Annotated in this window: 21 protein-coding genes and 4 pseudogenes; 5 read left to right on the forward strand and 20 right to left on the reverse strand. The window is 66.5% G+C overall.

The genetic code is table 11. The features are described from left to right. Positions 1-43 precede the first annotated feature (43 nt). The 3 genes and pseudogenes from OHT21_RS05895 to OHT21_RS05905 form a co-directional block, all read right to left on the reverse strand. Positions 44-505 (reverse strand): annotated as a pseudogene (locus tag OHT21_RS05895) (transposase family protein); the annotation flags it as partial. Between the two features lie 485 nt (positions 506-990). Then, complete coding sequence (locus OHT21_RS05900; protein WP_328767175.1) at positions 991-1,629, reverse strand: DedA family protein; 639 nt, start codon at positions 1,627-1,629, stop codon at positions 991-993. 51 nt (positions 1,630-1,680) lie between these two features. Further along, a complete protein-coding gene (locus OHT21_RS05905) occupies positions 1,681-3,012 on the reverse strand; it encodes a glycosyltransferase 87 family protein (protein ID WP_328767176.1) in 1,332 nt (443 codons plus the stop codon). Positions 3,013-3,128: 116 nt separating this feature from the next. On the opposite strand from OHT21_RS05905, the gene OHT21_RS05910 reads away from it, so the two are divergent. From OHT21_RS05910 to OHT21_RS05925, 4 genes are read left to right on the forward strand one after another with little or no spacing between them, the layout of a single operon-like run. Further along, positions 3,129-4,370 (forward strand): bifunctional glycosyltransferase family 2/GtrA family protein, encoded by a 1,242-nt coding sequence (locus OHT21_RS05910; RefSeq protein WP_328767177.1) that lies wholly within the window; start codon positions 3,129-3,131, stop codon positions 4,368-4,370. Then, positions 4,367-6,274 carry an ArnT family glycosyltransferase gene (locus OHT21_RS05915; RefSeq protein WP_328767179.1) on the forward strand — a complete coding sequence of 636 codons (1,908 nt, stop codon included), beginning with the start codon at positions 4,367-4,369 and terminating at the stop codon, positions 6,272-6,274. The genes OHT21_RS05910 and OHT21_RS05915 overlap by 4 nt, the downstream gene beginning before the upstream one ends. A gap of 49 nt (positions 6,275-6,323) precedes the next feature. Then, positions 6,324-7,043 (forward strand): response regulator transcription factor, encoded by a 720-nt coding sequence (locus tag OHT21_RS05920; protein ID WP_328767180.1) that lies wholly within the window; start codon positions 6,324-6,326, stop codon positions 7,041-7,043. Beyond that, on the forward strand, positions 7,040-8,497 hold the full coding sequence (locus OHT21_RS05925; protein ID WP_328767182.1) for a HAMP domain-containing sensor histidine kinase: 1,458 nt from the start codon (positions 7,040-7,042) through the stop codon (positions 8,495-8,497). Before OHT21_RS05920 ends, OHT21_RS05925 begins: the two co-directional genes overlap by 4 nt. Positions 8,498-8,983: 486 nt before the next feature. Here the strand turns inward: OHT21_RS05925 and OHT21_RS05930 are convergent, their stop codons facing one another. From OHT21_RS05930 to OHT21_RS05950, 5 genes are all read right to left on the reverse strand, one after another. Next, a complete protein-coding gene (locus OHT21_RS05930; RefSeq protein WP_328767183.1) occupies positions 8,984-9,925 on the reverse strand; it encodes an SGNH/GDSL hydrolase family protein in 942 nt (313 codons plus the stop codon). A gap of 318 nt (positions 9,926-10,243) precedes the next feature. Continuing rightward, positions 10,244-11,176: a VOC family protein gene (locus OHT21_RS05935; protein ID WP_328767184.1), complete on the reverse strand. Its 933-nt coding sequence runs from the start codon at positions 11,174-11,176 to the stop codon at positions 10,244-10,246. A gap of 27 nt (positions 11,177-11,203) precedes the next feature. Beyond that, complete coding sequence (locus OHT21_RS05940; protein WP_328767185.1) at positions 11,204-12,076, reverse strand: fumarylacetoacetate hydrolase family protein; 873 nt, start codon at positions 12,074-12,076, stop codon at positions 11,204-11,206. A gap of 34 nt (positions 12,077-12,110) precedes the next feature. After that, positions 12,111-13,322: an acyl-CoA dehydrogenase family protein gene (locus OHT21_RS05945; RefSeq protein WP_328767186.1), complete on the reverse strand. Its 1,212-nt coding sequence runs from the start codon at positions 13,320-13,322 to the stop codon at positions 12,111-12,113. 73 nt (positions 13,323-13,395) lie between these two features. Continuing rightward, positions 13,396-13,920, reverse strand: coding sequence for a flavin reductase family protein (locus tag OHT21_RS05950; RefSeq protein ID WP_328767187.1), 525 nt, complete (start codon positions 13,918-13,920; stop codon positions 13,396-13,398). A gap of 234 nt (positions 13,921-14,154) precedes the next feature. Between OHT21_RS05950 and OHT21_RS05955 the strand changes: the two genes are divergently transcribed. After that, positions 14,155-15,006 (forward strand): SDR family oxidoreductase, encoded by an 852-nt coding sequence (locus OHT21_RS05955; RefSeq protein ID WP_328767188.1) that lies wholly within the window; start codon positions 14,155-14,157, stop codon positions 15,004-15,006. On the opposite strand, the gene OHT21_RS05960 is transcribed toward OHT21_RS05955, so the two are convergent. From OHT21_RS05960 to OHT21_RS06020, 12 genes and pseudogenes are all read right to left on the reverse strand, one after another. Next, a complete protein-coding gene (locus tag OHT21_RS05960) occupies positions 14,945-15,196 on the reverse strand; it encodes a transposase family protein (RefSeq protein ID WP_328767189.1) in 252 nt (83 codons plus the stop codon). The genes OHT21_RS05955 and OHT21_RS05960 overlap by 62 nt on opposite strands. A gap of 175 nt (positions 15,197-15,371) precedes the next feature. Continuing rightward, positions 15,372-15,425 (reverse strand): annotated as a pseudogene (locus OHT21_RS05965) (hypothetical protein); the annotation flags it as partial. Positions 15,426-15,699: 274 nt separating this feature from the next. Then, a pseudogene (locus OHT21_RS05970) lies at positions 15,700-16,949 on the reverse strand (serine hydrolase domain-containing protein). Positions 16,950-17,083: 134 nt separating this feature from the next. Further along, positions 17,084-17,948 (reverse strand): annotated as a pseudogene (locus OHT21_RS05980) (M1 family aminopeptidase); the annotation flags it as partial. Positions 17,949-18,191: 243 nt separating this feature from the next. Next, a complete protein-coding gene (locus OHT21_RS05985; RefSeq protein WP_328767191.1) occupies positions 18,192-18,926 on the reverse strand; it encodes a response regulator transcription factor in 735 nt (244 codons plus the stop codon). Positions 18,927-18,933: 7 nt separating this feature from the next. After that, complete coding sequence (locus tag OHT21_RS05990; RefSeq protein ID WP_328767192.1) at positions 18,934-20,148, reverse strand: sensor histidine kinase; 1,215 nt, start codon at positions 20,146-20,148, stop codon at positions 18,934-18,936. 170 nt (positions 20,149-20,318) lie between these two features. Further along, positions 20,319-20,876, reverse strand: a complete 558-nt coding sequence (locus OHT21_RS05995; RefSeq protein WP_328767193.1) for a pyridoxamine 5'-phosphate oxidase family protein — start codon at positions 20,874-20,876, stop codon at positions 20,319-20,321. Between the two features lie 69 nt (positions 20,877-20,945). Continuing rightward, the gene (locus OHT21_RS06000) at positions 20,946-21,737 is read right to left on the reverse strand and encodes an antibiotic biosynthesis monooxygenase family protein (RefSeq protein ID WP_328767194.1); all 792 of its coding nucleotides are present in this window, start codon (positions 21,735-21,737) and stop codon (positions 20,946-20,948) included. 205 nt (positions 21,738-21,942) lie between these two features. Beyond that, positions 21,943-22,617: an MBL fold metallo-hydrolase gene (locus OHT21_RS06005; protein WP_328767196.1), complete on the reverse strand. Its 675-nt coding sequence runs from the start codon at positions 22,615-22,617 to the stop codon at positions 21,943-21,945. Positions 22,618-22,642: 25 nt separating this feature from the next. Then, positions 22,643-23,749, reverse strand: a complete 1,107-nt coding sequence (locus tag OHT21_RS06010; protein ID WP_328767197.1) for an alcohol dehydrogenase catalytic domain-containing protein — start codon at positions 23,747-23,749, stop codon at positions 22,643-22,645. Continuing rightward, complete coding sequence (locus OHT21_RS06015) at positions 23,746-24,741, reverse strand: hypothetical protein (RefSeq protein WP_328767199.1); 996 nt, start codon at positions 24,739-24,741, stop codon at positions 23,746-23,748. The genes OHT21_RS06010 and OHT21_RS06015 overlap by 4 nt, the downstream gene beginning before the upstream one ends. Positions 24,742-25,335: 594 nt before the next feature. Beyond that, entirely contained in the window at positions 25,336-26,304 is a 969-nt protein-coding gene (locus OHT21_RS06020; protein WP_328767200.1) for a YihY/virulence factor BrkB family protein, read from the reverse strand. Between the last annotated feature and the right edge of the window lie 364 nt (positions 26,305-26,668).

Raw genomic sequence — 26,668 nt, forward strand, 5'->3', positions numbered from 1 at the left:
TATGTGGACAACCGGCTGATTGACGAGCTGGAGGGCCGGGCTCGCGGGCCGCGCTCAGGTCGTGCGCGCGGCCGGGCAGGGCGGGCGAAATCCACAGCAGTTGTCCTGCTGGATCCGTTACCACCTGCACGTTCACCCCGTGGCGTCGGTGTTTTTGGGAGAAGTCGGCCCGGCTGTCGCCGACCCGGTCGCACTCCGCGAGGGTGCCGTCCAGCAGGACGTGGTCGGGGTCGGCTTCGCGCAGGGCCCGCAGGAGCCCGGGTGCCCGGTCGGCGAGCAAGTCGATGACGGCTGCCGTGTAGGCGTGGGCGGTGCCCACCGAGATACCGAAGCCAGCCGCGAGCTGGGCGAGGGTGTCGTGCCGCCGCAGGTACACCAGACCGACCAGGGCACGCTGGTGCGGCGGGAGTTTGCAGCGGCGGTCACCCTCGCGGGTGACGATGAGCATGGTGACCCACTCGACCAGGGCATGGGGCAGGTCGAGTGCGGCAGGATAGGGAACCAACAAGGCTCCTGCGCCGATGAGTTGAGACGTCGAACACCTCCCTCAACGGCATAGGAGCCTTGTCCGTTGCGGACGCCGACGCCGTCACTCGATCAGTGGCCACGCTGAAAGAGCTCACTGACGCTTGGCGTCTGTAGTGGCACATCGCCGAGGGCGGAGAGAACCGTCGGATCCCACCACGGGCGCGTCCGGGCCGCATTCGCTGAGCCCGGATCCATCAGCTTGATTTCGGAGGTCCGTTTCGGGTGGTTCGTGGGCGGTCCGAGGTTGAGCTGCGGATTCGGGCATGGGGTGTGCCCGCTGGTCTGCCCGGCTTTTCCACATGCTCGGAGATCTCAGGCCCTTGAGGGCGGGGTAGTCAGGGCCTTCTCGACGGCGGGTGGCGGCGCGTGCACGAGGTCGAAGAACTGGGTGAAGTCGTCCCACCAGGACCAGCGTTCGGGCAGATGGAGAGTGAGGCGGCGGGCCGAACATGCCAGCCGAGTTCAACCCTGGCTTCGTCTCCGTTCGCGTATCCGGACCGCCACGAACACGACGATTGCCAGTGCGACGACTGCGATGACCACCTTTTGGAAGATGCCCGCGTACTCGTCGACGTCCTGCCAGTTGGCACCCAGTTGGTAGCCGGCCACGACGAAGCCCGCGTTCCAGATCAGGCTGCCGAGCGTGGTCAGGGACAGGAACCGCAGCACAGGCATCCGTTCGACGCCTGCCGGCAGCGAGATGAGGCTGCGGAACAGGGGCACCATCCGGCCGAAGAACACCGCCTTCGTGCCGTGTTTGAGGAACCAGCGTTCCGTGCGGTCGAAGTCTGACGGCTTCATCAGGGGCGCGCGAGTGATCAGAGAGCGCACGCGGTCGCGGCCGAGCCACGCGCCCAGCCAGTAGGTGAGCAGGGCGCCGGCGACGGAGCCGAGGGTGGTCCAGAACAGCGCCATGAACAGGCTCATCGTGCCCTGGCTCGCGGCGAAACCGGCCAGTGGCAGCACCAGTTCGCTCGGCATCGGCGGGAAGATGTTGTCGATGCCGACGAGGAGCGCCGCGCCCGGTCCCCCCAGCTCGTCCATGATGTCCACCACCAAGCCGGCGAGACCTCCTGGCTGATCGGCGGCTGCCACGTACATGTTCTGACTCCCTCGGATTGGCTGTGGAAATTCCGCAGTGAAACTGATGGATTACCGCGTACTCAACGCATCGTGAATTTGTGTTTTCTGTGCTTCCGGCGGGGAGTCTCGCCGGAACTCGCGTAATGCCGTCCACACCACGGATACGACCGCAACTGCCATAAGCGCAGCGAGGATCCGGAATTCCAGGGTGGGCGCGTACTGGCTCGACATTCCGCCCGGCATACCGCCCGACATGTCCCCGGGCGTCGCCTGCCCGTCGGATACGGGAAGGCCGGGCCCTCCTGGCAGGTCTCCCGGAGGCGTCGAATCCGCTGCCGGGAACAGCACGTGGCGATAGGCGAGAAACGAGGCCACCTGTACGAGGACAGGCACGTACCAGAGGCGGCGCGGCAGGTAGAACGCCGCGATCACGGTGAGTACCTCGGCCAGGTAGAAGTAGCGCTCGTGCATCGACGGAAGGAGAAACGGCACCAGGACAGCCGCGGCTGCTCCCATCAGCACGACGTTCGCAGTCGTAAGGCGCGCTCGGCTCAGCCATACGCCGAGGCACAGCCCGAGGATCACCAGCCCGGTCACCGCGATACCGATGGGCCGGATCACCTCCGCGTCGGCGCTCGCCGGGAGGAACTGGTAGATCGACGGCGCGAGCATGGACAGCGCCGGATATGCGCTCGTCTGCTCCGCATACACCGACAGCAAGCGCCCTATGGGCGCTCCGACCAGCAACGCCGGCACGTCAAGGAGCAGGACGACCCCAGGGACGGCCAGCAGTACCCGCCACGGGATCCACCGTCGCCATGCCAGCACCAGAAGCAGCGGGAACAAGAAGACCGCCTGCAGCTTGAAGGCCAGTGACAGGCCGAAGAAGAGGCCGGCCGGCCACGGCCGCCTACGCAGGAGGAAGTACACGCCGCCGAGGCCGAACGCGGCGTAGAGCGAGTCGGCCTGTCCCCACATCCCGCTGTTGGTCGCCACGGTGGGGAGGAACAGCACGCTGAGGGCAGCCAGCGCCGGCAACCGGCGGCCGGTGTGGCGCAGCGCGACGACACGGTAGGTGAAGTACGCCAGTACCAGGTCGAACACCACCGAGATGATCTTGACCCCGATGAGTGCGGGTATCGGCAGATAGGTCAACGCTGCGATCAGGTACAGGTATGGGACGTTGTAGTCCGCAAAGCTGTACTTGAGAGCGCCGAATCCACCGTGCGTGGAAATGAATTCATACCAGCCTTTGACGAAGAATTTGTAGTCGGTGGACTCGTGGTCGAACATGGCGACCCTGACCACGACCGCGAGCACGGCCCCTGTGGCCACCAGTCCCACTCGGCGGAATACTTGCTTTCGTTTCTCGTCGATGCCGACGGATTCCGATGCTGACACGCCGCGACCGTAGGGCGCGTTTGTGCGAGTTACCTGGGAGCCGAACTCGCAGACTCCCAGGCTTCTTTCAGGTTCCGTCCAGGCTGCTTGCGGTTACGCCTGGCACACCTGTTGTCATGACTGGCACCCCTGCCCCGGCGACACCGCCGGACCTGACCGGCGCGACCAAGACCACCACGGTCGACGTCGTGATCCCGGTGTACAACGAGGAACGAGCGCTGCGTGGCTGCGTGGACGTCCTGAAGTCCTACTTGGACAAACAGTTGCCGTTCGAGTGGACTATCACCATCGTCGACAACGCCAGCACCGACGCCACTCTGGCGACCGCCAACGAGCTGACCGAAGCGACGGATCAGGTCCGTGTGCTGCATCTCGACGAGAAGGGCCGTGGCCGTGCCCTGCGTACCGCGTGGCAATGGAGCGACGCAGACGTGGTGGCCTATATGGACGTCGACCTGTCGACCGGCCTCGACGCGCTGCTGCCCCTGGTGGCTCCGCTGGTCAACGGCCACTCGGACGTCTCAATCGGCTCGCGGCTGTCCCCGAGTTCGAGAACCGTACGCGGTCCGAAGCGTGAGCTGATCTCCCGGGGATACAACGCGCTCATCCGGCTCAGCCACGGCGCGAAGTTCTCCGACGCCCAGTGCGGCTTCAAGGCGGCGCGCACGGAGGTGATCCGCCCGCTGCTCGGCCACGTCAAGGATGACAACTGGTTCTTCGACACCGAACTGCTGCTGTTGGCCGAGCACAATGGCCTGCGGGTGCACGAGGTTCCGGTCGACTGGGTCGAGGACATCGACACCCGGGTCAGGATCGGATCGACCGCGCTCGAGGACATCCGGGGTCTGATCCGGGTGGCGCGGGCGAAGGCCGCTGGCACGGCAAGAGTCGCTGACCTGCCGCGGCGTCCGGAACCCCAAGCGGCCCACCCGGACGCGGTGTTGTCGCGACGGGACCCGGGTCTGCTCTGGCAACTGCTGTCGTTCGGCGCGATCGGACTCTTGTCCACAGCGGTCACTCTGGTGCTCTACGCGCTCTTGCGGCCGACGATGCATCCGTTGGCAGCCAATCTGCTGGCGCTCGTGGTCACCACGATATTCAACACCGAGGCCAACCGGCGGTTCACGTTCCTCGGCTCCCGTGGCTCGTCCGGCAGAGCGCACCTGCAAGGACTCATCGTCTTCGGCCTCTATTACGCGTTCACGTCGACCGCGCTGCTCGTCCTGCACTCGGCAGTGGCCGAACCCTCGCGTCTCCTTGAGCTGTTCGTGCTGCTGGGCGCGTCCCTGCTCGGCACGGCCGGTCGGTTCGTCCTGCTGCGTGGCTGGGTTTTCAAACAAGAAAAGGGAAACAAATGACCGCCGCCGATACCGGCCAAGCGCAACAGGCAGAGCAGGCTGTGCCCATTGAACCGGCACGGCAACGTCCCCCACATTGGCCGCGGTACGCGCTCATCGCGATCCTTGTCCTGGGGACGGTGCTGTACGGCTGGGTGATGTGGACCGACAACTGGGGCAACACGTACTACACGGCCGCGGTCAAGTCGATGTCGTCGGACTTCACGAACTTCCTGTTCGGTTCGTTCGACCCGGCCGGTGCGGTCACGATCGACAAACCGCCGTTGTCGTTGTGGCCGCAGGTGGTCTCGGTGAAGATCTTCGGCTTCCACCAGTGGTCCGTGCTGCTGCCGCAGGTGGTCGAAGGCGTCGCGGCGATCTTCCTGCTGCACCGGACGGTCCGGATGTGGGCGGGGGAAAAGGCCGCGCTGATCGCCGCGCTGGTCTACGCGCTCACGCCGATCACTGTGGCGATCACCCGCACGAACAACACCGACACCATGTTCGTCCTCATGCTCGTCGCAGCGGCTTACACCTTCACCCGCGCGATGCAAGCGCTGGAACCACGCACAAGGACGAAGTGGCTGCTGTTCACGGCGTTCCTGCTCGGGTGCGGCTTCCTGGCGAAGATGGCGGCCGCGTACATCGTCGTTCCTGCCTTCTTCGCCGCGTACCTGGCCGGCAGCAAGGCGCACTGGCGCCGTCAGGTGCTCGACCTGGCCGGTGCGGCCGTGGTGCTGCTGGCGAGTTCACTGTGGTGGGTCGCGGCATGCGGACTGTGGCCGGGCAAGAAGCCCTACGTCGGCGGCAGCACCGATGGCACGGCCCTGGACCTGATCCTGGGCTACAACGGGCTCGGCCGCGTGTTCGGCGGTGAAGGAAACGGCAACGGCGGGGCGGCGGCCACCGGCGGCGGAGGCGGCCCCGGCGCAGGCGGCGCCTCGTTCGGCGGCCCGCCCGGTGCGGGCCGGATGTTCGGCGACGCGGTCGGCGGGCAGATCAGCTGGCTGCTGCCGCTGGCGCTGATCGCGCTGGCGTTCGCGGCGGTGCTCGGCTTCCGGCGGCTGCGCCGCTCCGCCCCTGCGGACCCCGCCCACCGGGCAGGCTGGGTGCTGTGGGGCGGCTGGCTCCTGGTGAACGCCCTCGTGTTCAGCAACCAGAAAGGCGTCTTCCACCCGTACTACACCACCCTTATGGCACCCGCGATCGGCGCACTAGTCGGCGCAGGCACCATGTGGGCGTTCCAGCAGTACCAAGAGCGCGAGGGACTGGGCCGGTTCGTGCTGCCCGCCGACGTCGCGGTGACCGCGGCATGGGCGTGGGTGCTCATCTCCCGGGACACCTCATGGCACGGCTGGCTGCGGTACGCGGTGCTGATCGTCGCGCTGGCCGCGATCCTGGCCCTGGTGCTGCGCAAAGTCCCCAAGCTCGCGCTCGCGCTCGGGCTCGGCGCAGTGCTGCTGGCACCTGCCGTATGGTCGGCTGCCGCTGCGGTCTCCACCACAGCCATCGCGAGCCTGCCGGCCGCAGGGCCGGCGGAGGAGGAGATGCCTGTCGGCTGGGACAGCGGAAAACTCACCGCGGACCAACGCAAGGTCCTGGACTACGCCAAGTCGCATGCGTCCGGAGCCAAAATCACGCTCGCGGTCGAGGGCGGCTCCCAGTCCGCGGGGGTGTACATCGTCGCCACCAACGAGACCGTGGTCGGCATGGGCGGGTTCGACGGCAAGGACCCGGTGCCCTCGGTGGACCAGTTGTCCACCTGGGTGCGTGAGGGCAGGCTGCGGTTCGTTCTCACCGGCGGCGGGATGATGATGACGGACGAAAAGACGGTCATCGAGCGGTCCAAGTGGATCAAGCAGAACTGCAAACCCGTACTCACAGCGGGCGAGAGCGGGACGCTGCACGAGTGCACGGACGCGTGAATCACAGCGTTCTCAGCAAGTTCCCAGGTTCGTCGTTGATGCTGGTCAAGTGGACCAGCATCAACGTGGCGAGGCGACCGTCCTCGTAGTGGACGACGAACCGAACATCCTGGAGCTGTTGTCGGCAGCGCTCCGGCTCAGCGGGTTCACCGTGCACGCGGCGAACTGCGGAGCCGAAGCGCTGGCCACGGCCCGGCATGTCCGGCCGGACATCGTCATTCTGGACGTGATGCTGCCCGACACCGACGGCTTCAGCCTCGCCCACAGCCTCCGTACGCTGCATGACAGGCTGCCGGTGCTCTTCCTGACCGCACGGGGCGCCGTGGAAGACCGGATCGCGGGCCTGACAGCCGGTGGCGACGACTATGTGACCAAGCCGTTCAGCCTGGAGGAAGTGGTGTTGCGGCTGTGGGCGATCCTGCGGCGCACGGGCAGCGGTACCGACATCCCGCAGGACGACGGCACCCTCCGGTACGCCGATCTCGTGCTCGACGAGGACGCCCACGAGGTCCACCGGGCCGGTCGGCTGGTCCGACTGTCGCCCACCGAGTTCAACCTGTTGCGGTACCTGATGGTCAATGCCGAGCGGGTGGTCAGCAAACCGCAGATACTTGACCGGGTGTGGAGCTACGAATTCGGCGGGGACGGCCGGATCGTCGAGTCGTACATCAGCTATCTGCGCCGCAAGATCGACTCGGTGGAACCGCCGCTGATCCACACCATCCGGGGCATCGGCTACTCACTGCGGCTGCCCAGGGAAGAACGATGAGCAGGAACCGCTGGCGCAGACCGTGGACACTACGGGCACGCCTGATCATGGCGCTGCTCGTGCTGGCCGCCCTCGGCCTGGGCAGCATCGCGGTCACGAGCGTCGTGCTGATCCGCCAGTCGATGATCGCCCGGATGGACGACCAGCTCAGGGATCTCGTGCGCCAATTGGACGGCAGCCCGGAACAGTCGACGCCGTCGCCGGAGGATCCTGGGCGCAACTCTGACGGTCTGCCCACGGATTTCGCGATCCGAGTGCTGCACCCCAACGGAAAGCCTCAGATGTCCGCCCCGGCTGGCGCGGTTGGGCCGGCATGGCCAGAGATCAACTCGACCAACATCGACCAGTACGACGAGCGCCCGTTCATGGTCCACGACAAGCAGGGCGGTGCCGACTGGCGGGTCATGGTGACCCAGCAGATGATGTCCGACGAGCCGCGGATCATCGTAGCTGCGCAGTCGACGGCGACCACCGAGGCGACCGTGACGCAGTTGATCTGGATCGAGGTCGGGGTCGGAGTCGCGCTGCTGCTCGTCCTCGGCGGGGTCGGGTTCCTGCTGGTACTGCTGGGGCTGCAACCCCTGACCAAGATCGAGAAGACCGTGGAGGACATCGCCGGCGGCCACCTCGATCTGCGGGTCGCGTCTGATTCACGTACCGAGGTCGGTCGGCTCGGTGGCGCGCTGAACACCATGGTGGGCAGGCTTTCCTCTGCGCTGCGCCAGCGGGAACGGTCCGAGGAGCGCCTACGCAGGTTCGTGGCGGACGCCTCGCACGAACTGTGCACCCCGCTGACGTCGATCCGTGGCTTCGCCGAGCTGAACCGCTGCGGCGGCGCGCCGGACCGGGCCGATGTGGACCGGCTGATGGGCCGGATCGAGGGCGAGGCGATCCGGATGAGCCGCCTTGTGAACGACATGCTGCTGCTGGCCCGCCTCGACCAGGAACGCGCCCTGGATCTGGCCGAACTCGACCTTCGCACACTCGTCGAGGACGCCGTGCACGACGCAAAGGTCCGCGACCCGCAGCGGCCACTGTTCCTCGAAAGCGCCGAAAAACCGATCCGGGTCACGGTGGACGAACACCGGATGCGCCAAGTGATCACGAACCTCGTCAGCAACGCCATGGCCCACACCCCGCCCAGCACGCCCGTGCACATCCGCGTAGCCATGCCCGCCGAACGGTCAGAACCTCCTGTGGCCGTGGCGGGAAGTCCGGAGTCGCGCGGCCGCGTCGTGCTGGAAGTAGTCGACGAAGGGCCTGGCGTGCCCTTGGAGGCCGCGCCGAACATCTTCGATCGGTTCTACCGGGTCGACGAGGCCCGCTCCCGCACCCGCGGCGGCACCGGACTTGGCCTGGCCATCACCGCCGCAATCCTGGAGGCCCACGGCGGCCGCGTCGAACTCAGGACGGCGCCCGGCGAAGGTGCCCGCTTCACCGTGCTGCTTCCCTAGCTCCTGATGACTGCTTCCTCGCAGATCATGTGAAGTAGGGCACGGAAGGGGCGTGTCCGAGTTCAATGTGAGGGCAGGGACTTGCGGGGCCTTGGTGATGTCATCTCGCCGTTGGGGTACAGACCTTGGTTCCCTGCCGCCGCGCAAGCCATGTAGTCGGCGAAGCCTTCTAGACCGTCATGGAGGTCGGCGTTCAGGTGACGACGGCGGAGACCCGGACGCGCCGTGAAATGCAAACAGGGCCAGCATCGCTGTGTCTACAACATGCGGATGGCGCGACGTGTAGCGCTCGAGGTTGCTCGTCATCGGGTTGCGATGGGTGAGCTTGCTCCGGTTTGACGAACACCGTGGTTGTGTCGTTCAGGCTGTGAGGGCGGCTCCTTGGGCCGCCCGTGGGAGCTCGCGGCGCCGTCGCAGGAGCCACGCGGGCTGATACCGCAGTACGAGTCCGGGCCGTCGTCTCCATCTCCATGAACCTGCCCCCCGTCAGCTCGGCACTCTGACCGCGCGCAGCACGGCGTGCGCCATCCCGCGCTCGCCGAGCTCATTGGGGTGCACCGGCGCCGCCGGAGCCAACGGGATCAGAGGCTCAACCCAGCGTGTGTCCGGGTCCGAGCAGGCGTCTCGGCCCACGGAGGGTGTGTAGGTGTCGACGTACACGGCTCCGGCGGTGCGCGCGGTGGCGCGCAGGATGGCGTTGAGCTGCTGCTGCTTCTGTCGTAGGAAACCCACATCGCCCGGCACCAGCCCCATCGCGGGTCCGCAGGCAGCATCCTTGGCCGGCAGAATCGCGGGATATCCGACGACGTACACCCGGGCCTTCGGCGCGCGGCGCTTGATGTCGCTCAGCGCGCCGGACAGCCGCTCGCCCGCTGCCTTGATCTTCACTCCGACCTCGTCGGTACCGGCGGAGACGTACCGCTCCCGGCACGGCGCTTCCTTCGCCTTCCTATCCCCTAGCCAGTTCTCCACCTGGTCCCGGACGTCGGCCGTGACGCACATCGTGATCAGCGAGCTGAATCCGATGTCGTTGCCACCGATGCCGAGGGTGACCAGCCGGGTCGAGGTGGAAACAGCGGACAACTGGGCCGAGTTGACCCCGTTGCCCGTGGACTGCGGCGCGAACAGGTCGCCCATGGTGGCCCCGCTGCAGCTCACGTCGCGGAACTCGTCCGCCTCCAGACCGAGCCCGTCCGCGACCAACGCCGGATAGTTCCGATCGGAGCGGCCACAGCCCGCGGGCTCCCCCGTCTGGCCGGGGATCTTCGGGCCGGCCGTGTAAGAGTCACCCAGCGCCACGTAGGGCCCGTTCGGGGGTGTGAAGAGCGACGAGGCAGCACCGCCCTCGCCCCAACCGATTCCGACCGCGGTGAGCAGCGCGGCGCACGCGAAGGCCGCCCCCACTCCGAGCCGTGTACGAGTTCTCATATGAGGTTCTGCCTCCTGGTGCGGGAATCCGAACGAAGGCAGGTCGAGCAGCTCACGCGGGCACGTGAACAGCGGTCGGCCAGTCTCGAATACCTCATCAGGGTTCCTGTGCAGGGCCCTTCCTGTCGTCGTGCCGCTGCTGGCAGTCGCCTACTGCCGTGGCAGTACACGCAAGACCGTTTGTCCTTTGAGGGCACGACAGGCCGCACCCTGTTTGGCCTCGACGGCTTCGAGGCCACGGCTCCATAGGTCGGAGTCGCCCATCAGCAGCTGCGTGCGACTGACCGGTTCTCCTCGCCTGCCTCCAGCACTGTGCTGTCAGCCGGAGTGGGCTCCGGTCATCAGCGCTGCGAGGTCGTCCGGGTGCAGGAACGACGGCGGTGGTGGCGGTCCCCACGAGTAGAGGCCCTGGGCACCCTCGAGGTCCTCCGGTGTCCACAGTTGGTCGTCGACGATGCAGTCCATGTCGGAGTAGTACTCGCTGAAGTTGCCCGCTGGATCCTTCAGGTACCAGAAGAAGTTGGAGCCACCGTAGTGGCGCCCGAGTCCCCAGATATGCCGTTCGGGATGGTCCTCGAGCATGGCGTGCGCACCGCGGCCGACGTCGTCGATGTCGTCGACTTGCCATGAGGTGTGGTGCAGGAACGGCACTGGTGCGGAAAGCACGAGGATGTTGTGGTGGTCGGTCGAGCAGCGCATAAAGGTGCCGGCACCCTTGATGTGGTCGCTGATCTTGAAGCCGAGGCCCTCGACGAAGAACGCCTGAGTAAAGGCGTAGTCGGTTGTGCCAACGACAGCATGGCCGAGCTTTCGGGGCATGACCCGATCGGTGCGCAGCACGCCCGGCGCACGGTCTCCGGTGCGTTCGTAGCGTCCGGGCCCGTTGTACGGAGTGGCGGGGTTGCTGTCCTGCACGACACGGGGTGCGATCTCCAGGAACGCGCGGGTTCCTGTAGCCCTCTCGACAGCGCTGATCCAGCAAGGGCCCCGGTCGACCGTGATCCCCATGCGTTGCAGATTGCGGCTGGCGCGTCCGAGGTCGTCCTCGTCGTCGACACCGACGTGCACGTCGACCAGTCGCCGAGTCGGGGCATGGACGATGTGCAGCTGCCGGCCACCGTCCCGGGTGGCGAACCACCGTTCCCCCTCCGAGACGTCCGCGGGGATGAGGCCGAACTCCTCGTAGTACGTGCCGACCTCGTCCACATGTGGGACGCCCATGGTGATGGACGTCAGGCGGTGCAGAGCCATCGGGGTCTCTCCTCTCAGAGGCGCGACTCAGGTGGTGCTCGGTGTGGCAGCGAACATGCGATTCCGCAGCTCGCCGATGCCTTCTACGTGGCTGGTGAGTACGTCACCGTCAGCCAGCCAGCGCTGCGGATCACGACCGATGCCGACACCGGACGGTGTGCCGGTGAATATGACGTCACCGGGCAGCAGCGGAGTGCTCGCCGAGAGAGTGGCGACCAGCGCCGGGACGGAGAAGATCAGGTTGCTGGTACGGCCGAGCTGCACCGGCTCCCCGTTGATCGCGCAGCCCAGCTCGAGGTCGTCCGGGTCGGCGAGCTCGTCCAAGGTCACCAGCCACGGCCCGACGGGTCCGAAGCCGGGCAGTGACTTGCCCATGCTGAACTGCGGCGGCGTTGCCGCCATCTGCAGAACCCGCTCGGAAATGTCCTGCCCCACCGAGTAGCCCGCGATGCAGTCGAACGCATCCCCCGCAGACACACGATGGGCATGGCGACCGATGACGACTACGAGCTCAACTTCCCAGTCGACATGACCCCCTTGCGGTATCTCGATGGCTGCTCGGGGCCCTGTGATGCAGCTGGGGAACTTCGTGAACACCGGCGGCGTCGTCGTGGGCGCGTCGTACCCGGCCTCCGCCGCGTGCTCGCCGTAGTTGAGCCCGATCGCGAAGACCTGCCTCGGTGCGGGCACTGGCGATCCCAGGTCGTCGGCCGAGAACGGGGAGCCCATCTCCCAGCCGGCCGTCGCCGCCCAGGTGGTAAAGGCACCCCAGTCCTGGTAGACGCCTTGCGGGTCGGGGCCGAACCGGCCTCCACTGGCCTTTTCGACGTCTTGGGCAATCTCGTGCCCGGGATCACCGGTGACGACGACGAGACGGCCCTTCAGGTTGGCAACGCGCATGCGGACGACTCCAGGTCGAGTGGGGAGTGGTGTCTCAGACCAGCGGGGTGATGTGGTCGTCGCGGTCGAGCAGGGCTTTGCCGTAGACCTCGTAGCCGATGGCGGGGGTGGCCACGGCGTGGCGGGCGGCGACCGCGGAGTCGCGCCAGATCCGCTGGAGCGGGTTGGCCTCGGCAAAGCTCCCCGCGCCGTGAGCGGTGAGCAGGATGTCGATCGCCTTCGTGATGTGGTCGACGATCCATCCGGTGTCGGCCCGGACACGGGCGCGGGCCAGGTAGTCCGGGTACTCGCCGGCCGCGGCCGCCCGGTCGATGTCGTCAGCTGCCCGGTAGGCGTGGAGATGGGCGGTGTCGATCATCATGGCGGCTTCGGCCAGCTGGAGCTGGAAGGCGACCGAGTCCGCCTGCGTGGTGTAGAAGGTGTACGAAACAGGCTTCTTCCCGGCATTCGCTCGGACGATGTCCAGCGCCGCGCGGCCCAGGCCGAGCTGCGTGCCGGTCAGCACAAGCGCGAGGAAGGGCACGAACGGCGACCGGAACATCACCTCCTCAGTCCGCTCGGTGCCGTAGTTGCCTTCGATCGCCTGCGGCACCGAGATCACGCGATGGTCGGGTACGAAAACGTCCGTGGCGGTCAGGCAGTTGCTGCCAGTGGACTTCATCCCGGCGACGAACCAGGTCTCCTCGAATGCGAGGTCGCTGCGCGGGACCAGGACCAGCCCCTGGTCGACGACCTCACCCCGGTCGTCAGTGACCGGGATGCCGAGCACGGCCCACGAGGCGTGGTACGAACCGGAGTTCCAGAACCAACGTCCGGTGACCTGGTAGCCGCCCTCCACCCTGCGGGACTCGGAGGATGGGGTGAGCACGCCCGAGACCAGAGCGTCGGGATCATCGGCCCACACGTCGTCCTGGGCCTGTTGCGGGAAGAGCCCCGTCATCCATGCGCACACGTTGAGCAGGGCGACCACCCAGGCGGTGCCGCCGTCAGCCTCCCCAACGCCGGCCGAAACGTCGAGCATCGTGCGCATCGACGTCTCGTAGCCGCCATACCGTTTGGGCTGCGCAACCTTGAACAGGCCGGCGTCGCGACAAGCCTGGATACTCTCCTCGACGACCCGGCGATCCTGCTCACCTTGAGCGGCGTTCTTGCGTATCAGCGGCTGGATCTCGGCGATGCGCGCGAGCAGCTCGGCTGTGGTCGGGACGCCACCCGTGCCGAAGGAACGGTCGGTCACAGTGGTCATGAAGGTGTCTCCTTTGACGCCGTCGAGTCGGGATGCGAGGCCCGCGGTCGATCTGATGGGCTGGTCGGTGATGTCAGCGGGCGCACGCGGCGATGAGGTCGACGATGTCCGGGCGTGACCGCTCGCAGAAGCGTGAGTGGGTGCCGAAGGTGCGGTTCGCGTAGACGAGCGGGCCGACGGTGCCACGACTCCTGGCCGAGCGCACCAGGCCGAGCAGCAGCAAGTGGTCACCGGCCTCCACCGTCTGGTGCAGGCCGCACTCCATCCAGCTGGGAGCGTCGGTCAGTCGCGGGAGTCCGCACTCGAAGTACCAGTCAGTCGCGCCGAATCGGTCGACGCCCCGGCGTGCGAAGACCACCGCGAGGTCGTCCTGCGTCTGCCCGAGGATGTTGACCGCAAAGCGCCCGACGGTCTGGATCGCAGCGAGGAGCGACGAGCGACGGGCCAGGGCAAGGCTGACCAGCGGCGGATCCAGCGACAGGGAGGCGAATGAACTCACCGTCGTCCCGAAGGGGACATCGTCGACAGCGGAGGTGACGATCGTGACCGGAGTGCACACACCGGACATCACGTCGCGGAACTGCTGCTGGTCGATCATGGCCACTCCCATCCACTCGCCCCTATATCAACCTTGTTGATGGTCTCGACGGCGGTGGTCGCATGTCAAGGGCTTCACCCACACATGTCAAGTTGGTTGATTTATAGGCCCGACTCCGAAACACTTCCAACAGTGGCGCCACCGTCTTGCGGGGCCCTGATCGCAGGTTGGTGCGCGAGCCAGACCCTCCCCCTGCGCCCCTGCACGTCAGCGCGGTTCACCATGGAGGAAGTAATGACTGTCGCGGTAACCGGTGCCAGCGGACAGCTGGGACGCCTCGTCGTCGAGGCGCTTCTGCTCACGGATACGCCGGTAGTGGCCATCGTTCGAAACCGTGCCAGTGCCGCCAAGCTGGCCGAACGCGGCGTGGATGTCCGACAAGCGACGTACGACGACCCCAGACTGCTCGACAAGGCACTCGCGGGCGTCCAGAGACTCCTGCTTGTCTCGGGCAGCGACTTCGGCGTCCGGGTTGGTCAGCACGTCAACGTGATTCGCGCCGCCGAGCGGGCGCATGTAGGGCTTCTCGCCTACACCAGCATCCCGAATGCGCATCGCAACCAGATGGTCATGGCGCAGGACCACAAGGCAACCGAGGCGGCGCTCGTCGATGCCGACGTGCCGCACACGTTCTTGCGCAACGGCTGGTACTGGGAGAACTACATACCTAACCTGGCGCGTGCCGTGGAGACCGGTGTCATGTACGGTGCCGCCCGCGACGGTCGCGTCTCCGGCGCCGCCCGCGCCGACCTCGCAGAGGCGGCCGCCACCGTACTCACGACAGAGGGCCACGCCGGCCACATCTACGAGCTCGGGGGCGATGCCGTCACGTATGCAGGCTTGGCAGCAGCCATGTCTGACGCAGCCGGCAAGCCGGTGCGGTACCAAGACCTTCCACCGGAGGACTTCACCGCCGCCCTGGAGCGGGCCGGCGTGCCGACCGGATTCGCGCAGGTGCTGACCGACGCCGACCTGCGCATCGCCGAGGACGCTCTGCTCGTCGACAGCGACGACCTCGCCGGACTCATAGGCCGCCCAGCGACTCCGGCGGTCGATGTTTTCCGCGCGGCTCTCGATCGAGAGTGACGCATACCTGCTCGGTGATGCCTTCAGTGCGCATGGCGGTCTGGTCGTGCATGCGCCCTGGCCGGTCGACGCCGTTCCACAGCGTGCGGCCCTGGCCGTCGCTGATGGTGGTGGTCTTGATGGTGTTCTGCTTCTTCTTGCCCGAGACGAACGCGCGGCGACCGGGCCGGTGCGCCTTCGGCCGGTGCACCTGATCTCCACACCGTCGATCCACGGCTCGACGCTCTCGGCGGCGTAGGCGAACACATCCGCCAGGGTACCCAGTCGCAGTCCCGGCCGGTCGGGAGTGCGAAACCGCCCCTGGCGAGCAGGAGCCTGACCTGGCCAACCGCCTCGCTGGCGGTCGAGCGGCCGACGCCGTACAACTCGCCCAGCGCAGCATGCGGCAGATTCGTGCACAGGTAGACCACTGTGAGCACGACGCGGTCCGTGAAGAGCAGCTCCTACTTCGCGCCGGCCCCCGCCGCTCTCACACGCTTGTGACCACGCCGCTGGCGCAGCTCCGCTCCCTGCAAAGCGGACCACGGCTCGGCCAACTCGTCGACCAAATCGTCGAGATGTTGGCGGGAGACGCCGGTGAAGGCAGGTTGGGACAAGGTTGCGCGGGCCTACATCTTGGTCAAACTCGAAGAACCCGCGCGGCCGTCCTCATGTAACGGCCGGGCTGCGATCAGCTCTGGCCGACCGAGCGGATTACCGCCGGCGTGTGTCCGGACGCTGCGGCGCCTCGCCCAGGACGGTGGAGAACAGCGCGTCGCGGAGCGCCACCTCACGCGGGTCGTCCCACAAGTGGAAGCCGCACCGGTTCATGGCGTAGGCGAATCCGACACCGGTGTCCGGGTCGGCGAAGGCGAACGATCCGCCCAGCCCCATCGTGCCGAACGCCGTGCCCGCGGAGGAGCCGAAGCGGAATCGGGGAAAGGGCTTCATGTAACCGAGGGAGTACTGGGTGTCGACGCGCAGCACCTGGTCCCGCGGCCCTTCGGAAGGAGGCCGGGCGGCTCGGGTGAGGGCCTCCACGGTGGCCGGGTCCAGGCCGAGGGCCTTGCCTCCGGTCGCGGCATCGCCGTACAGCTTGGCGATCGCACGCACCTCGCCGATGCCGTTGACGGCGGGTATCTCCAGGGCGCGCACGTCCGGGCGGTTGAAGGCCTCGACCTTGCCCAGCTCCCGGGGATTGCTGAACGCCCGGGCGGAGAGGCTGCGCGGGTTGCTGAACGCCAGCACGAACGGCAACGGCATCTCGCCCATGTGCAGGAGCATCTCGACACCGGCGAAGCCGTGGATGTGCGCGATCAGCTCCGGATCCACCGTCGAGGGCAAGCCGATGTGGAACTTGGCGTCGAGCGGGGCGGCGATCTCCTCGGCGAAATAACGGCCCAGGCTGCGGCCTCGGGGGTCCACCCGGCGGATCAGTTCGCTCTCGTAGTAGCCCAGCGACTGGCCGTGGTAGCCGTGCCGCGTCCCCGGTGTCCACGCCGGGCGCTGCTCGGCCAGTGCCGCGGACAACACGTGCGGATCCGCCAGGTCCGCCAGCTTCAGCGGCCGGTCGATGACTGGCAACCCGGCTTGGTGCGACAGCAGTTGGCGCACGGTGACGTCACTCTTGCCGGCCTCGGCGAACTCGGGCCAGTAGGCGGCAACCGTTCGTCGTAGCTCAGCAGTCCGCGGGCGTGGGCGACTGCGACCGCCAGTGACGCGATCCCCTTGGTGGTGGAGAACACCGGCACCAGCGTGTCCTCGTGCCACGGCTCTCGTGTCAGGCCATTGCGGTAACCACCCCAGAGGTCAACGACCTTGACCCCGTCCCGGTAGACGGCACACGCGGCACCGACCTCCTTGCCATCGGCGAAGTTGCGCCGGAACGCGTCCGCGACGGCACCGTAACCCTCCTCCACGGCGCCGCGGACAAGGGCCATCGGCACATCGATCTTTAAGACCATGCGACGACGATAGAGCGGGCTCCCGACGGGCTGACATCGAGGCCGACGGCCCCCTGTCGGCCGCACTCATGTCACGACCCAGCACCTATCAGCAATCGCCAACCGAGTCGTAAGGCTTCCAACATACTTGCTGGTCAGCTCAGTTGTGAGCGTCCTGCCGTGTCCAGCCAGGTGCTGAACAGGTCGCCCAGCTGCTGTCCGGAGATCTTCTCGGCGGAGACGAACTCGGCGGTGTCCGCGTTGCCGTAACGGTGTGTCAGATACTGGGTGCGCAAAGAGCGACGAAGGCGTCGTCCCGATCCGTTCGCGCAGGACCTGAAGCGTCATCGCACCGCGGTGGTAGACGGGCGAACTGAAGAGGGTGTCGCGCTGCGGGTCGGTGACCTTCGCCAGCCCAGAAGGCGGAGTCGGCGGGGCGGGAGTCGTAGTCGGCCAGGAGAGTCGTGTGCGGAGGCGGTGCCCTGATGCTCAGCCCAGAGCAGCCAGGTCGCGTAGGTCGCGAAGCCCTCGTTGAGCCAGATGTTCCTTCCACTGTGTGACCGCGCCGCCGAACCGCTGATGGGCCAGCTCGTGCACGACAGTCGTGTCGTAGGGCTCGGACGAGTCCGCGGGCTTCGTCTGCAGTTCCAGCGAGAAGCCGGCCTGCGGCACGTTGTCGACGATGGCCCTCGTCCCCTCGAACACCCGGGTACGGGCCGAAGAGTGAGGACCAGTAGTCCGTAGCGGCGTCGGTGAGGCCGTAGACGTCTTCGCCGTTGGTATCTGACAGGAACGGGTCGTTGGCCATGTAGACAGGGATGCCGCCGGGCGTGCGCCCTGTACGGACGTCGAAGTGCACTATGGTCGCGGTGGGCAGGTAGGTCGCCTGGGTCAGGCCTCGTGCCAGTGGGCGCCCGTGGTTCCGCCGAGGCGGGCGGTAGACACCAGCCGACCGTTGGTGACGGCGGTCAGACCCGTCGGTGCGGTGATCCACCGGTCGAGCGTCGCCTTGTCCGAGGGGAGTGACGCCTTCAGCGCCATGCTCGACAACTGCGGCATCACGGCCATCGAATGGAGGGACGGCCGATGGCACGTGGTGCATGTTAACCCTTGGGACCATCTGCCGCCCAGCGTGCGAACAGCCTGAGGGCAGAGCATCGTTCGGCGACGAACACAAGATGCTCTCTCGGCCAACTTCGCTTCAGCTCCGTCAGGCCCGTACAAGGACAGGACCAAGGGGTCTTGCCATGGCCACCCTCGACGCTAGTCTTCGCCGTGGAGATCAACGGGTTCACGAACACCATCCCGCCGGGCCGACCGTGCCGGTAGAGGGGACATCAATCCGTTCTTGTACGCGATGACGACGAACTGGGCGCGATCGCGGGCGCCGAGTTTGGCCATCGCACGTTGCACGTGGGTTCGCACGGTGAGGACGCTCAGGTGCAGCTCAGCCGCGATCTCGTCGTTCGACTTGCCGTCGGCGGCCAACTTCATCACCTCTACCTCACGATTCGTCAGATCTGCGAGGCCGGGGGTTGTGATCGTCGCGGCCGGCCGGCCCGGCGACGGGATGGCGACGAACTGCGCAATGAGGGCTTTGGTCGCCCCCGGGGACAGCATGCTCTCGCCCGCGGCGACGATCCGTATGCCTTCGAGCAGCGCGTCGGTCGTGACGTATTTTCCCAAGAAGCCACTGGCGCCTGCGCGGAGTGCACGGGCGACATGCTCATCGTTCTCGAAGGTCGTGAGGATGAGCACGCGGGTGTTGGTCAAGGCCGGGTCGGCACAGATGGCCTTGGTGGCCGCCAACCCATCCATGCCCGGCATCCGCACGTCCATCACGACGACATCGGGTTGGTGGGCGCGAGCCAGGCGGATCGCCTCGGCTCCGTCCTCGGCCTCGGCGACGACCTCAAGGTCGTCGCAGGAGTCGATCAATATCTTGAAGGTCCCTCGCAACAGGGCTTGGTCGTCAGCGAGGAGGATTCTCGTCGTCATGTTGGCGTCACCGGCCCGGTTCGGTTGCGATGTACGGAAGTGCAGGCGGTCCGATGTGTAGAGGAAGACTGGTGAGAACCTCGAAACCGGTGCTGCTGCCGTTGATCTCCAAGTGGCCCCCCACAGCTTTAGCACGCTCCCGCATTCCGATAATGCCGTAGCCGCCGTGGTCCTCCCGGCGAGAGGAGGCGTCGCTGGTCTCGTTCGAGACGCGGATCGTCAAGCGGGAAGCGTCGTAGGCGAGCTGCAGAGATGCTTTCGGTGTCGCGGAGTGCTTGGTCGCGTTCGTGAGCGCCTCTTGGATGATGCGGAAGGCGGTGAGGTCGACTCCGGGCTGCAGTTCTCGAGCCGCTCCCGCAGTTTGCAGATCGACGGTGAGCCCAGCAGAGCGGCAGGCTTCCAAGAGGGCCGGGAGTTGGGCCAGCCCTGGGGTCGGTTCCAACGTGTCGGCGTCTGCGCCGTCGGCGTGACGTAGGACACCGATGGTCGCACGCAGTTCGAGCATGCCGTTCGAGGTGGTGCCTTGTAGGTCGGCCAGGAGCTTCCTGGAAGTCTCCGTGCTGATGTCGAGCATGTGGGCTGCCGTGCCCGCCTGTGCGTTGGCCACTGCCATGTGGTGCGCGACGACGTCGTGCAGCTCGCGGGCGATGCGCATTCGCTCCCCGGCCACTCGGAGTCGTGCTTCCTCTTCGCGCGTGCGCTCGGCGTACTCAGCCCGCGCGCGGACGGCGTCCAGGTAAGCGTGGTGAAGTTGGGATCGGCTCCCCAGAGCCAAGGGGAGCAACAGCCAAAGTGCTGGTCCCACGGTGCGCAGGAGCACCGATCCATCGATATGGAACCCGATCGCGACTGCCACTACCAGCGCCGTGGCAGCACCTCCATACGTCCAGGCCGTCGCGCTGCTTGTCCTGGCAGCCAGCCAGTAGAGGGCGACCATCAGCGGGGCAAGCAACAGGGGGGTCATGAGGTAGCCCATCCCACCAGTGGTGACGACACATGCGGTCGTCACCACAACGGTGATACGTGGGTGCTGACGCGCCCTGAACAGCGCCAGGCACGCCACCACAGCCAACACCTCGGCGACCCAGACGTTCTTTGGCCTGTCGCCGTCCGGAGTGGCGAGATTGGCTCCGAGGATCGCGCCGCCCAACAGCGCGAGCACGATGGCCCCGTCTGTCAGCCATGGACGCCGGTCGGCATACTGCTCCAGGCGAGCCGCCATTGGCTCTACCTCCCCGCGCCTCGAAGGTAACGGCTCTGGCGCCCATCCTCTCGCGAGCGAGTCCCGTCGTGCGACAGCGCCCACTCGGTGGCTGGCGGCCAACTGTACGCAGCGTAGTCGGCGAGCATCGCTGTGCCCCGCCCTCGGGTCTCCGTCCTGCTGCCAGCGGCTCACGCCGGAGGCGCAGCCGCCATCTTGTAGCCGGACACCTGGGCGATCGACTTCCCGTCCTCGCTGAACTCGAGCAGCGCTCGGTAGGCCAGGCTGACTCGGGCATCGGCCCACATCCCGCGCACCGGCTGGATGCGGTAGAAGACCTGCATTCCCTTGTCCGGCGGCTTGATGTTGTTGAACAGGGAGGTGTCTGACGCCCAGGGGAACTGGTCCAGGCTGATCTTCGAGGCGTGACGGATCTCGTCGATGTCAGTGACGACTGTGGCGATCCCCTGCACCTGCAGCGACCGGGTCGTGAACCGACCGTAGAAGCCGTCGGGCGGCAGGTAGGCGATGTCGTAGCTGACATTGGGATTGCGCTGGATGTGGACGTGCTTGCGCGTGTTCTTGAAGGTGTGCATGTACACGATCAGCCCGTCGCCGGCGAGGTGCATCCTCGCCGAGGACGGAAACCCGTCGGCGTCGATCGTGGCCAGGCTTGAGAGCTCCTCGGTGCGCAGCAGCTCAATGATCTCGGTCTCGATTTCCGCCACGGTCGGTTCAGGTTTGGACATGATCGCTCCTTGTACTGGGGTGGAGTTGTCTTCACATGTCACGCCCGCAACAGGCATGACACGAGGTGCCTAGTCGACACAGACGTTGGGTACGGCGACGCGGCGGAGCACTTGTCGGAAGCAACGTATTCCGGGTGGGTAGTGGGCAAGAACGGCCAGGAAGTCTCGGTCGAAGAAGGTGTCCTGCAGGGCACGCACGGTTTCCCAGACCGCCAGGTTGACGAGAACGTTGCTGGTCCCGATGCCCCGGTAGAGCTGGGCCTGGATGAACCCGCTGCGGCCCTTCATGTATGCACCGGTCTTTTGGTACGCGTGGATGGCTTGGTCGACCGCGCCGTCCGGAACGACGAAGATGTCCAGCAGCGTGAAGGCGCCATTGGTGGCCTGGAACTGTTCGGCGAGCGGAACGTCAGGACACAAGTCGACGTACTCGATCGCAGATGCGCCGGCAGCCGGTTCCCCCGCCGCCGGGGCGGGCTCCCCGTCCCACGGTGCGCCCAGGCAGACACCGGGCACTTCCACCGGCCGCACCAGGTGCGGGTACGCCGCCGATCCGTCCGGGTAGGTCGGGAGTAGGGTCTGGAACTCGGGACTCATGAAGGCGTTCTGCAGGTCCTTCGCCGACTCCCAGTCAGCGACGTTGGTGACGACGCGGCCGGCCGCTCCGCGGTACAGCTGCTGGGAGATGTTCCCCGCCTTCGTCTTCATGACCTCTGAGTCCAGGCGCCATACCTCGATGACGTCGTCCTCCAGGCCGGGAGGCGTGACGAAGGTGTTCACAATCGTGACGGGCTCGTCTCTGGACTCATTCAACTGAGCCATGAACGGCGCCCGAGCGTCGAAGTCGTGCAGTGTGATCATCGGCGGTCTTCCTCATTCTGTGGCGATCGACGCTGGTCGACCGGCGAACCGCTAATTGTGGTGATCTTCGTCGTACCAGCGCTCCGAGACCCATCTGCCCCTCGGTTTGACAAGATCGGGCTGCATGAAGCCTTCGCGCCCTCTGGCACAGATGCACGCCACGGTCATGCTCTCCTCCCGGGAGGCCACCAGGCTGCGGAGCTGCTCACTGCGACGTCCCGACGTCCTGAGAGACCCCGTGCTCGAGGACCGCGATCTCGGTCCCCTCCGGCGCCAGGTCGCGGAGCAGTCCGCAATGCATCTTCTGGTGGGCCGGGGCGAGGCCGGCTTGGTGGATGGGCACGGCGAGCCGGGGCGCCACCGTCCGCAGGTAGTCGATCGCCTCGCCGATCTTCATCCACGGCCCACCGATGGGAAGCAGCAAGACGTCGACCGATCCGGTCGGAGCGTCCAAGGCGTCACCAGGGTGCAGCAGGCTGCCGTCGATGATGTACCCGTTGTTCGGCACGATCGGGAGTGCGGCGTGGATACACGCGTGGTCACCGCCGACGACCTCGCCCCTGACCCCTCGAAGGACGAACGTGCTCCCGGGACCAACGATTCGCATCCGGCTTGGTGCGATGTCCCCAAGTCCCGCGAGGGCTGCCTGCGTGTGAGCGTTGAGCACGAGCTCGGCCGCAGGGTTGTCGGCCAGTAGCTTGCCGAGGCGCTCGCCGTCAACGTGGTCCGCATGCGCGTGAGTGAGGAAGACTGCATCGAGGTCGACCACGTGCTCGAAGTCCCGCGAATAGCCACCGGGGTCGAACAGAATGCGAATGATGCCGTTATCGCCCGAGAGTTCCACCAGTACGCACGCGTGCCCGTAGTGCGTCAGCTTCATTGTGAGATTCCTTGCCGGCGGTCCACTACGGGTGGACGATCGTCATCCACATGGGCTTCCTGCGCTGCTGCATGTCCTGGATCGCCGTGACGGTCTCGGCGAGCGGGAAGTGGTGCGTGATCAGGTCGTCTGCAGTGACGGCACCGATCTCGAGGAGCTTCAGCACGTCCACCACGTCGTTGCGCGTGTCGCCCCTGGTGCCGACGAATCGCCAGCAGTTACCCATGATCGCGATCGGCGGGATGGGCACCGGGACGGTGTTGCCGCCCATGTGCGCCAGAACGCCGCCTGTGGCCATGGACGCCATGGCGTGAGCAGTGATCGGGCTGGATGGCACATAGTCGAGGACAGCGTCGACGCCCTGCGGAACTAGACGCCGGATCGCCCCGGTGAGGCCGCTGTTGGCCTCCCAGCCCTCGGATAGATTCTCGGTCGCAATGGAGTCGACGGGGATGCCGTCGGCCTCCGCCAGCTTCTCGACGTCCTTGAGTCGCTCGCCGCTGCGGCCCACCAAGATCAGCCGGCCAATGCCGAACTGCTTGGCGAACTTGACGCTCGCGGTGCCCATCGTGCCGGTCGCCGCGGTGATGACCACGGTCGCAGCCTGTGGCAGGTGGCACTCCTTCAGTATCCGGACGGCGTTACCCAGGTCGTGGACCTTCGCGCCGACGTCAAAGCTGACGTTGTTGGGCAACCTGTCGAGCAGCCAGAACGGGACGCGAACGTACTCGGCCAACCCTCCGTCGTGGTAGCGCTCGTACAGCGGCAACGGACCGTCGCTGAACGCCGCGTGGCCGATCATCGCGTACTGAGCACACATGTTCTCGCGGTCGGATCGGCAGTAGACACAGTGACCGCAGCTGAGCTGGGGGTGGACCCGGACGCGCTCGCCTCCAGTGAAGCCCGGTACGTCGGGTCCGACCTCCGAAACAGTGCCTGCCATCTCGTGCCCGAGGATCGTTGGCAGCTGCTTGAAGGCCCCCATCTTGAGCAGCGACATCATCCCGGGGGCAAGGCCGGCGGACTCGACTTTGACGATCACTTCACCGGAAGCCGGTTCGGGAACCGGGACCTCCTCAAGGACAAGGGCACTCTCCGCGTCGTGGGCCCGCGTTGCCAGCATGGTGCTCATGCCTGGCTCCTTTCGACGGCTGCGCCCAGCCGCTCAGGCGAGTAGGGATCCGCAGTGCGCGTGGTATCGATGACCTGCGGAAGTTCGAGGTGCGACAAGAGCGAGACGTGGGTCGACCGGTCGCGCGGGATGCCGGCGTGGGCCAGGCCGAGCGGAATCCGCACGAAGTCGCCCGGATGCAGCTCAACGATGCCCCGCTGGGTCGCGAGGGTGCGCATTCCAGAGACCTGGTACTGGATCTCGTCGGCGTCGAGCGTCCGCCGGTAGCGCCGACTCCCGTCACGGGCCGTCGTGTTGACGTATCCGAGTCGAATCGTCGGTGTGGCGTAGATCCACGTGGCGCCGACAGCATCACCGATCGAGTGCACCCGCATCCGCTCGGGCTCGGCGTGCACGCGCTCGAGGAGCAACGTCTCGTCCGCGGGGAACACCGCGATGTCGTGGCCGACCGTCCCCATGCACTGGGTGACGGCCTCGTTGACCTCACCCGGCTCCCAGCCGGGGAACGGCGGCATCACCGGCTGCGACGTCCGAATCGGCTCGACCAGCTCGGCGACCGGCGCGGGCAGGTAGAAGACCAGGTGGCTCTCCTTACGACCGTAGTTGTCGTGGCCGACCCCGCACGGGATCCGGGAGAACTCGCCCGGCCGGTGCTCGATGACCCCGAGCTCGGTCATCAGCGTCCGTTCACCATCGATCTGGTACGAGAGCTCATCGACATCGCAGTTGCGGTGGTAGAACGGCTGACGACCGTTCATGACCTGCCACTCGACCCGGAGTTGGTCGTTCTCGTACACCCCGCGCGGGGGCGCGAACCTCTGCTCGACGTACTTCTGCGGGAAGTGAACGATGGGCAGGAGCTCGTGATCATTCCACAGCTTGATCGGTAGCTTGCTCGGGTAAGGAGACGCAAGAAGCAGATCCTCGTCGCGATCGATGCTGCGCAGTGGCCGATCAGATCTGATGGTCATCACGTCTTCGACGACTCTCATGGAGACCTCCTCGTCTCTGAATATGGGAGGCGCCGCGGCAGCATCCGCGTGACGCCGGGACGACGCTCCGATGTGGCAGACCTGCGATTCAGCGCCGAGCTCGCGCCTCAAGGACCCCGCCTGACCCCACCCACGACGTACCACCGTGGTGCGACGGTGCGCGGCGAGGGTCGCACACCATTATTATCAACCTGGTTGATATATGTCTACGTACTTGACGCTTGTCGCCTCGCGTCGCCCGTCACAGAGGGGTGCAGCTGGGCCCGGAGTGATGGATCAGAGGTCTTGGCCCCCCGGAGTGCCAGAAACGAGAACACGGTCAGGCTGATCCCTGTCGCGTTTCCCACGGCCCTCAAGGACTGCTTGCGGACTGCCATCGAACTCCCGCGTCAGGTCAGCCACTTGTGCGTCCATGACGGCGCGTGGACGCGACGCGACAGCGTTGCTGACCGAGCCGTTCGCGTCGCGCGACCGCCTCCAGACGCGCCCCCGGGCGGAGGATCGGATCAGGCGCGCCACGCCGTGGCCGAGGTCGTCGTGACCACAGCAGCACGGCGCGCCTCGTTGGACTCGGCGGAGCTACGTCCATACCGTTCACCGTCCCCGCGCTCGGCGAAGGCACGTCTGCAGGTTGCGGATCGGCGTGAGCTCACGGCGCGTTCTCCACCATGTCAGCGGATGCGGCCAGCGAGTCTCGGGAGAAGGCCAGAACTCCTGGACGCCCGCATTGAACTCCGCCCCGAGGATGACCGCGAAGCCGAGGAAGAAGTTGAAGAGCAAGAAGGCGATGGCGGTTGCCAGGGCGCCGTAACTGATGCCGGCCTGTGCGGTCCAGCTGAGATATCGGCGCAGGCCCTCGCTTGCAGCCATGAAGAACACGCCCGCGACAAGTGCGCCTCCGAAAAGGCGACGCCATCGCAGCGTGTGCTGCAGAGCCAGCTTGTACAGGGTGGTGAGCGCGACGATCAGCAGCAAGCCTGTCCCGGGATAGTAGAAGATGTCGATGAGACGCAGGCCGGGTTCGCGCCACTCCACCGGCAGCACGCGGCCCGCGAGCGAGGGGCCAAGGGCCACCACAGGCAGAATCAGCACAGCGGCGATGAGGAAGCCGATGCAGAGGAGCAGGGCGAAGATGCGCTGCCAGACCGGGTGACGGGCAGATGCTTGCCCGTGTGCCGCGGTGATGGCGTCCACGAACGCGGCTATGGCTGACGAACCGGCCCACAAGGACAGTGCGAAGCCGATCGAGAGCACGCCGCCGTGGCCCGGTTGAAGAACGTCGGCGACCGTCGGCGCCACCAGGTCGTCGCCTACGCTCGGGCTGATCAGCTTTCGGGAGAAGGTGATGATCTTGGATTCCACAACCGCGACGGTGTCCGGGCCGAACCAGTGGCCGACATAACCGAGGCTGCCGAGCAGGACGAGCAGGAGTGGCGCCAAGGACAGCATCTGCCAGAATGCGGCAGCGGCCGAGCGCATGAAGATCGAGTCGGCCCAGGACTTGGCCGCGACATGGACGACCAGCCGACGGACCTGCCCGAGTTTCCTGACGACCCGGCCCATGTCCTGCGCATCGTCGTCGAAGACTTCATCAGACTTGATTGCTGTCTCCTTCGCCGAGGGAGGCCAGTTCCTCTGCTGCCGGGGTTCCGTGCGTGTGGAACGACTCGATGGTCTGCAGTTCCCAAGCCTGTTCCTGGGCACGTGCGGCCTTGCTCCAGGCCCGAGTCGCGAGCGACCGCCGTCAAGGAGATCTGCGTGGCGCTGGCGATGTAAGGGCTGACGCCGAGTCCGGCGACATAGGCGATGGCGGCAGCCAACTCGTCTGCGCGGCGCGTCGTGTGCCTGTGGGCACCGTGGATCAGGCGGTCGACCAGGCCGGGATCGGGCCATGCGATCTCGGCGACCAAATGCTGGCGGAGCCACG

It is taken from the genome of Streptomyces sp. NBC_00286 (genome assembly GCF_036173125.1).
Classification (GTDB): Bacteria; Actinomycetota; Actinomycetes; order Streptomycetales; family Streptomycetaceae; genus Streptomyces.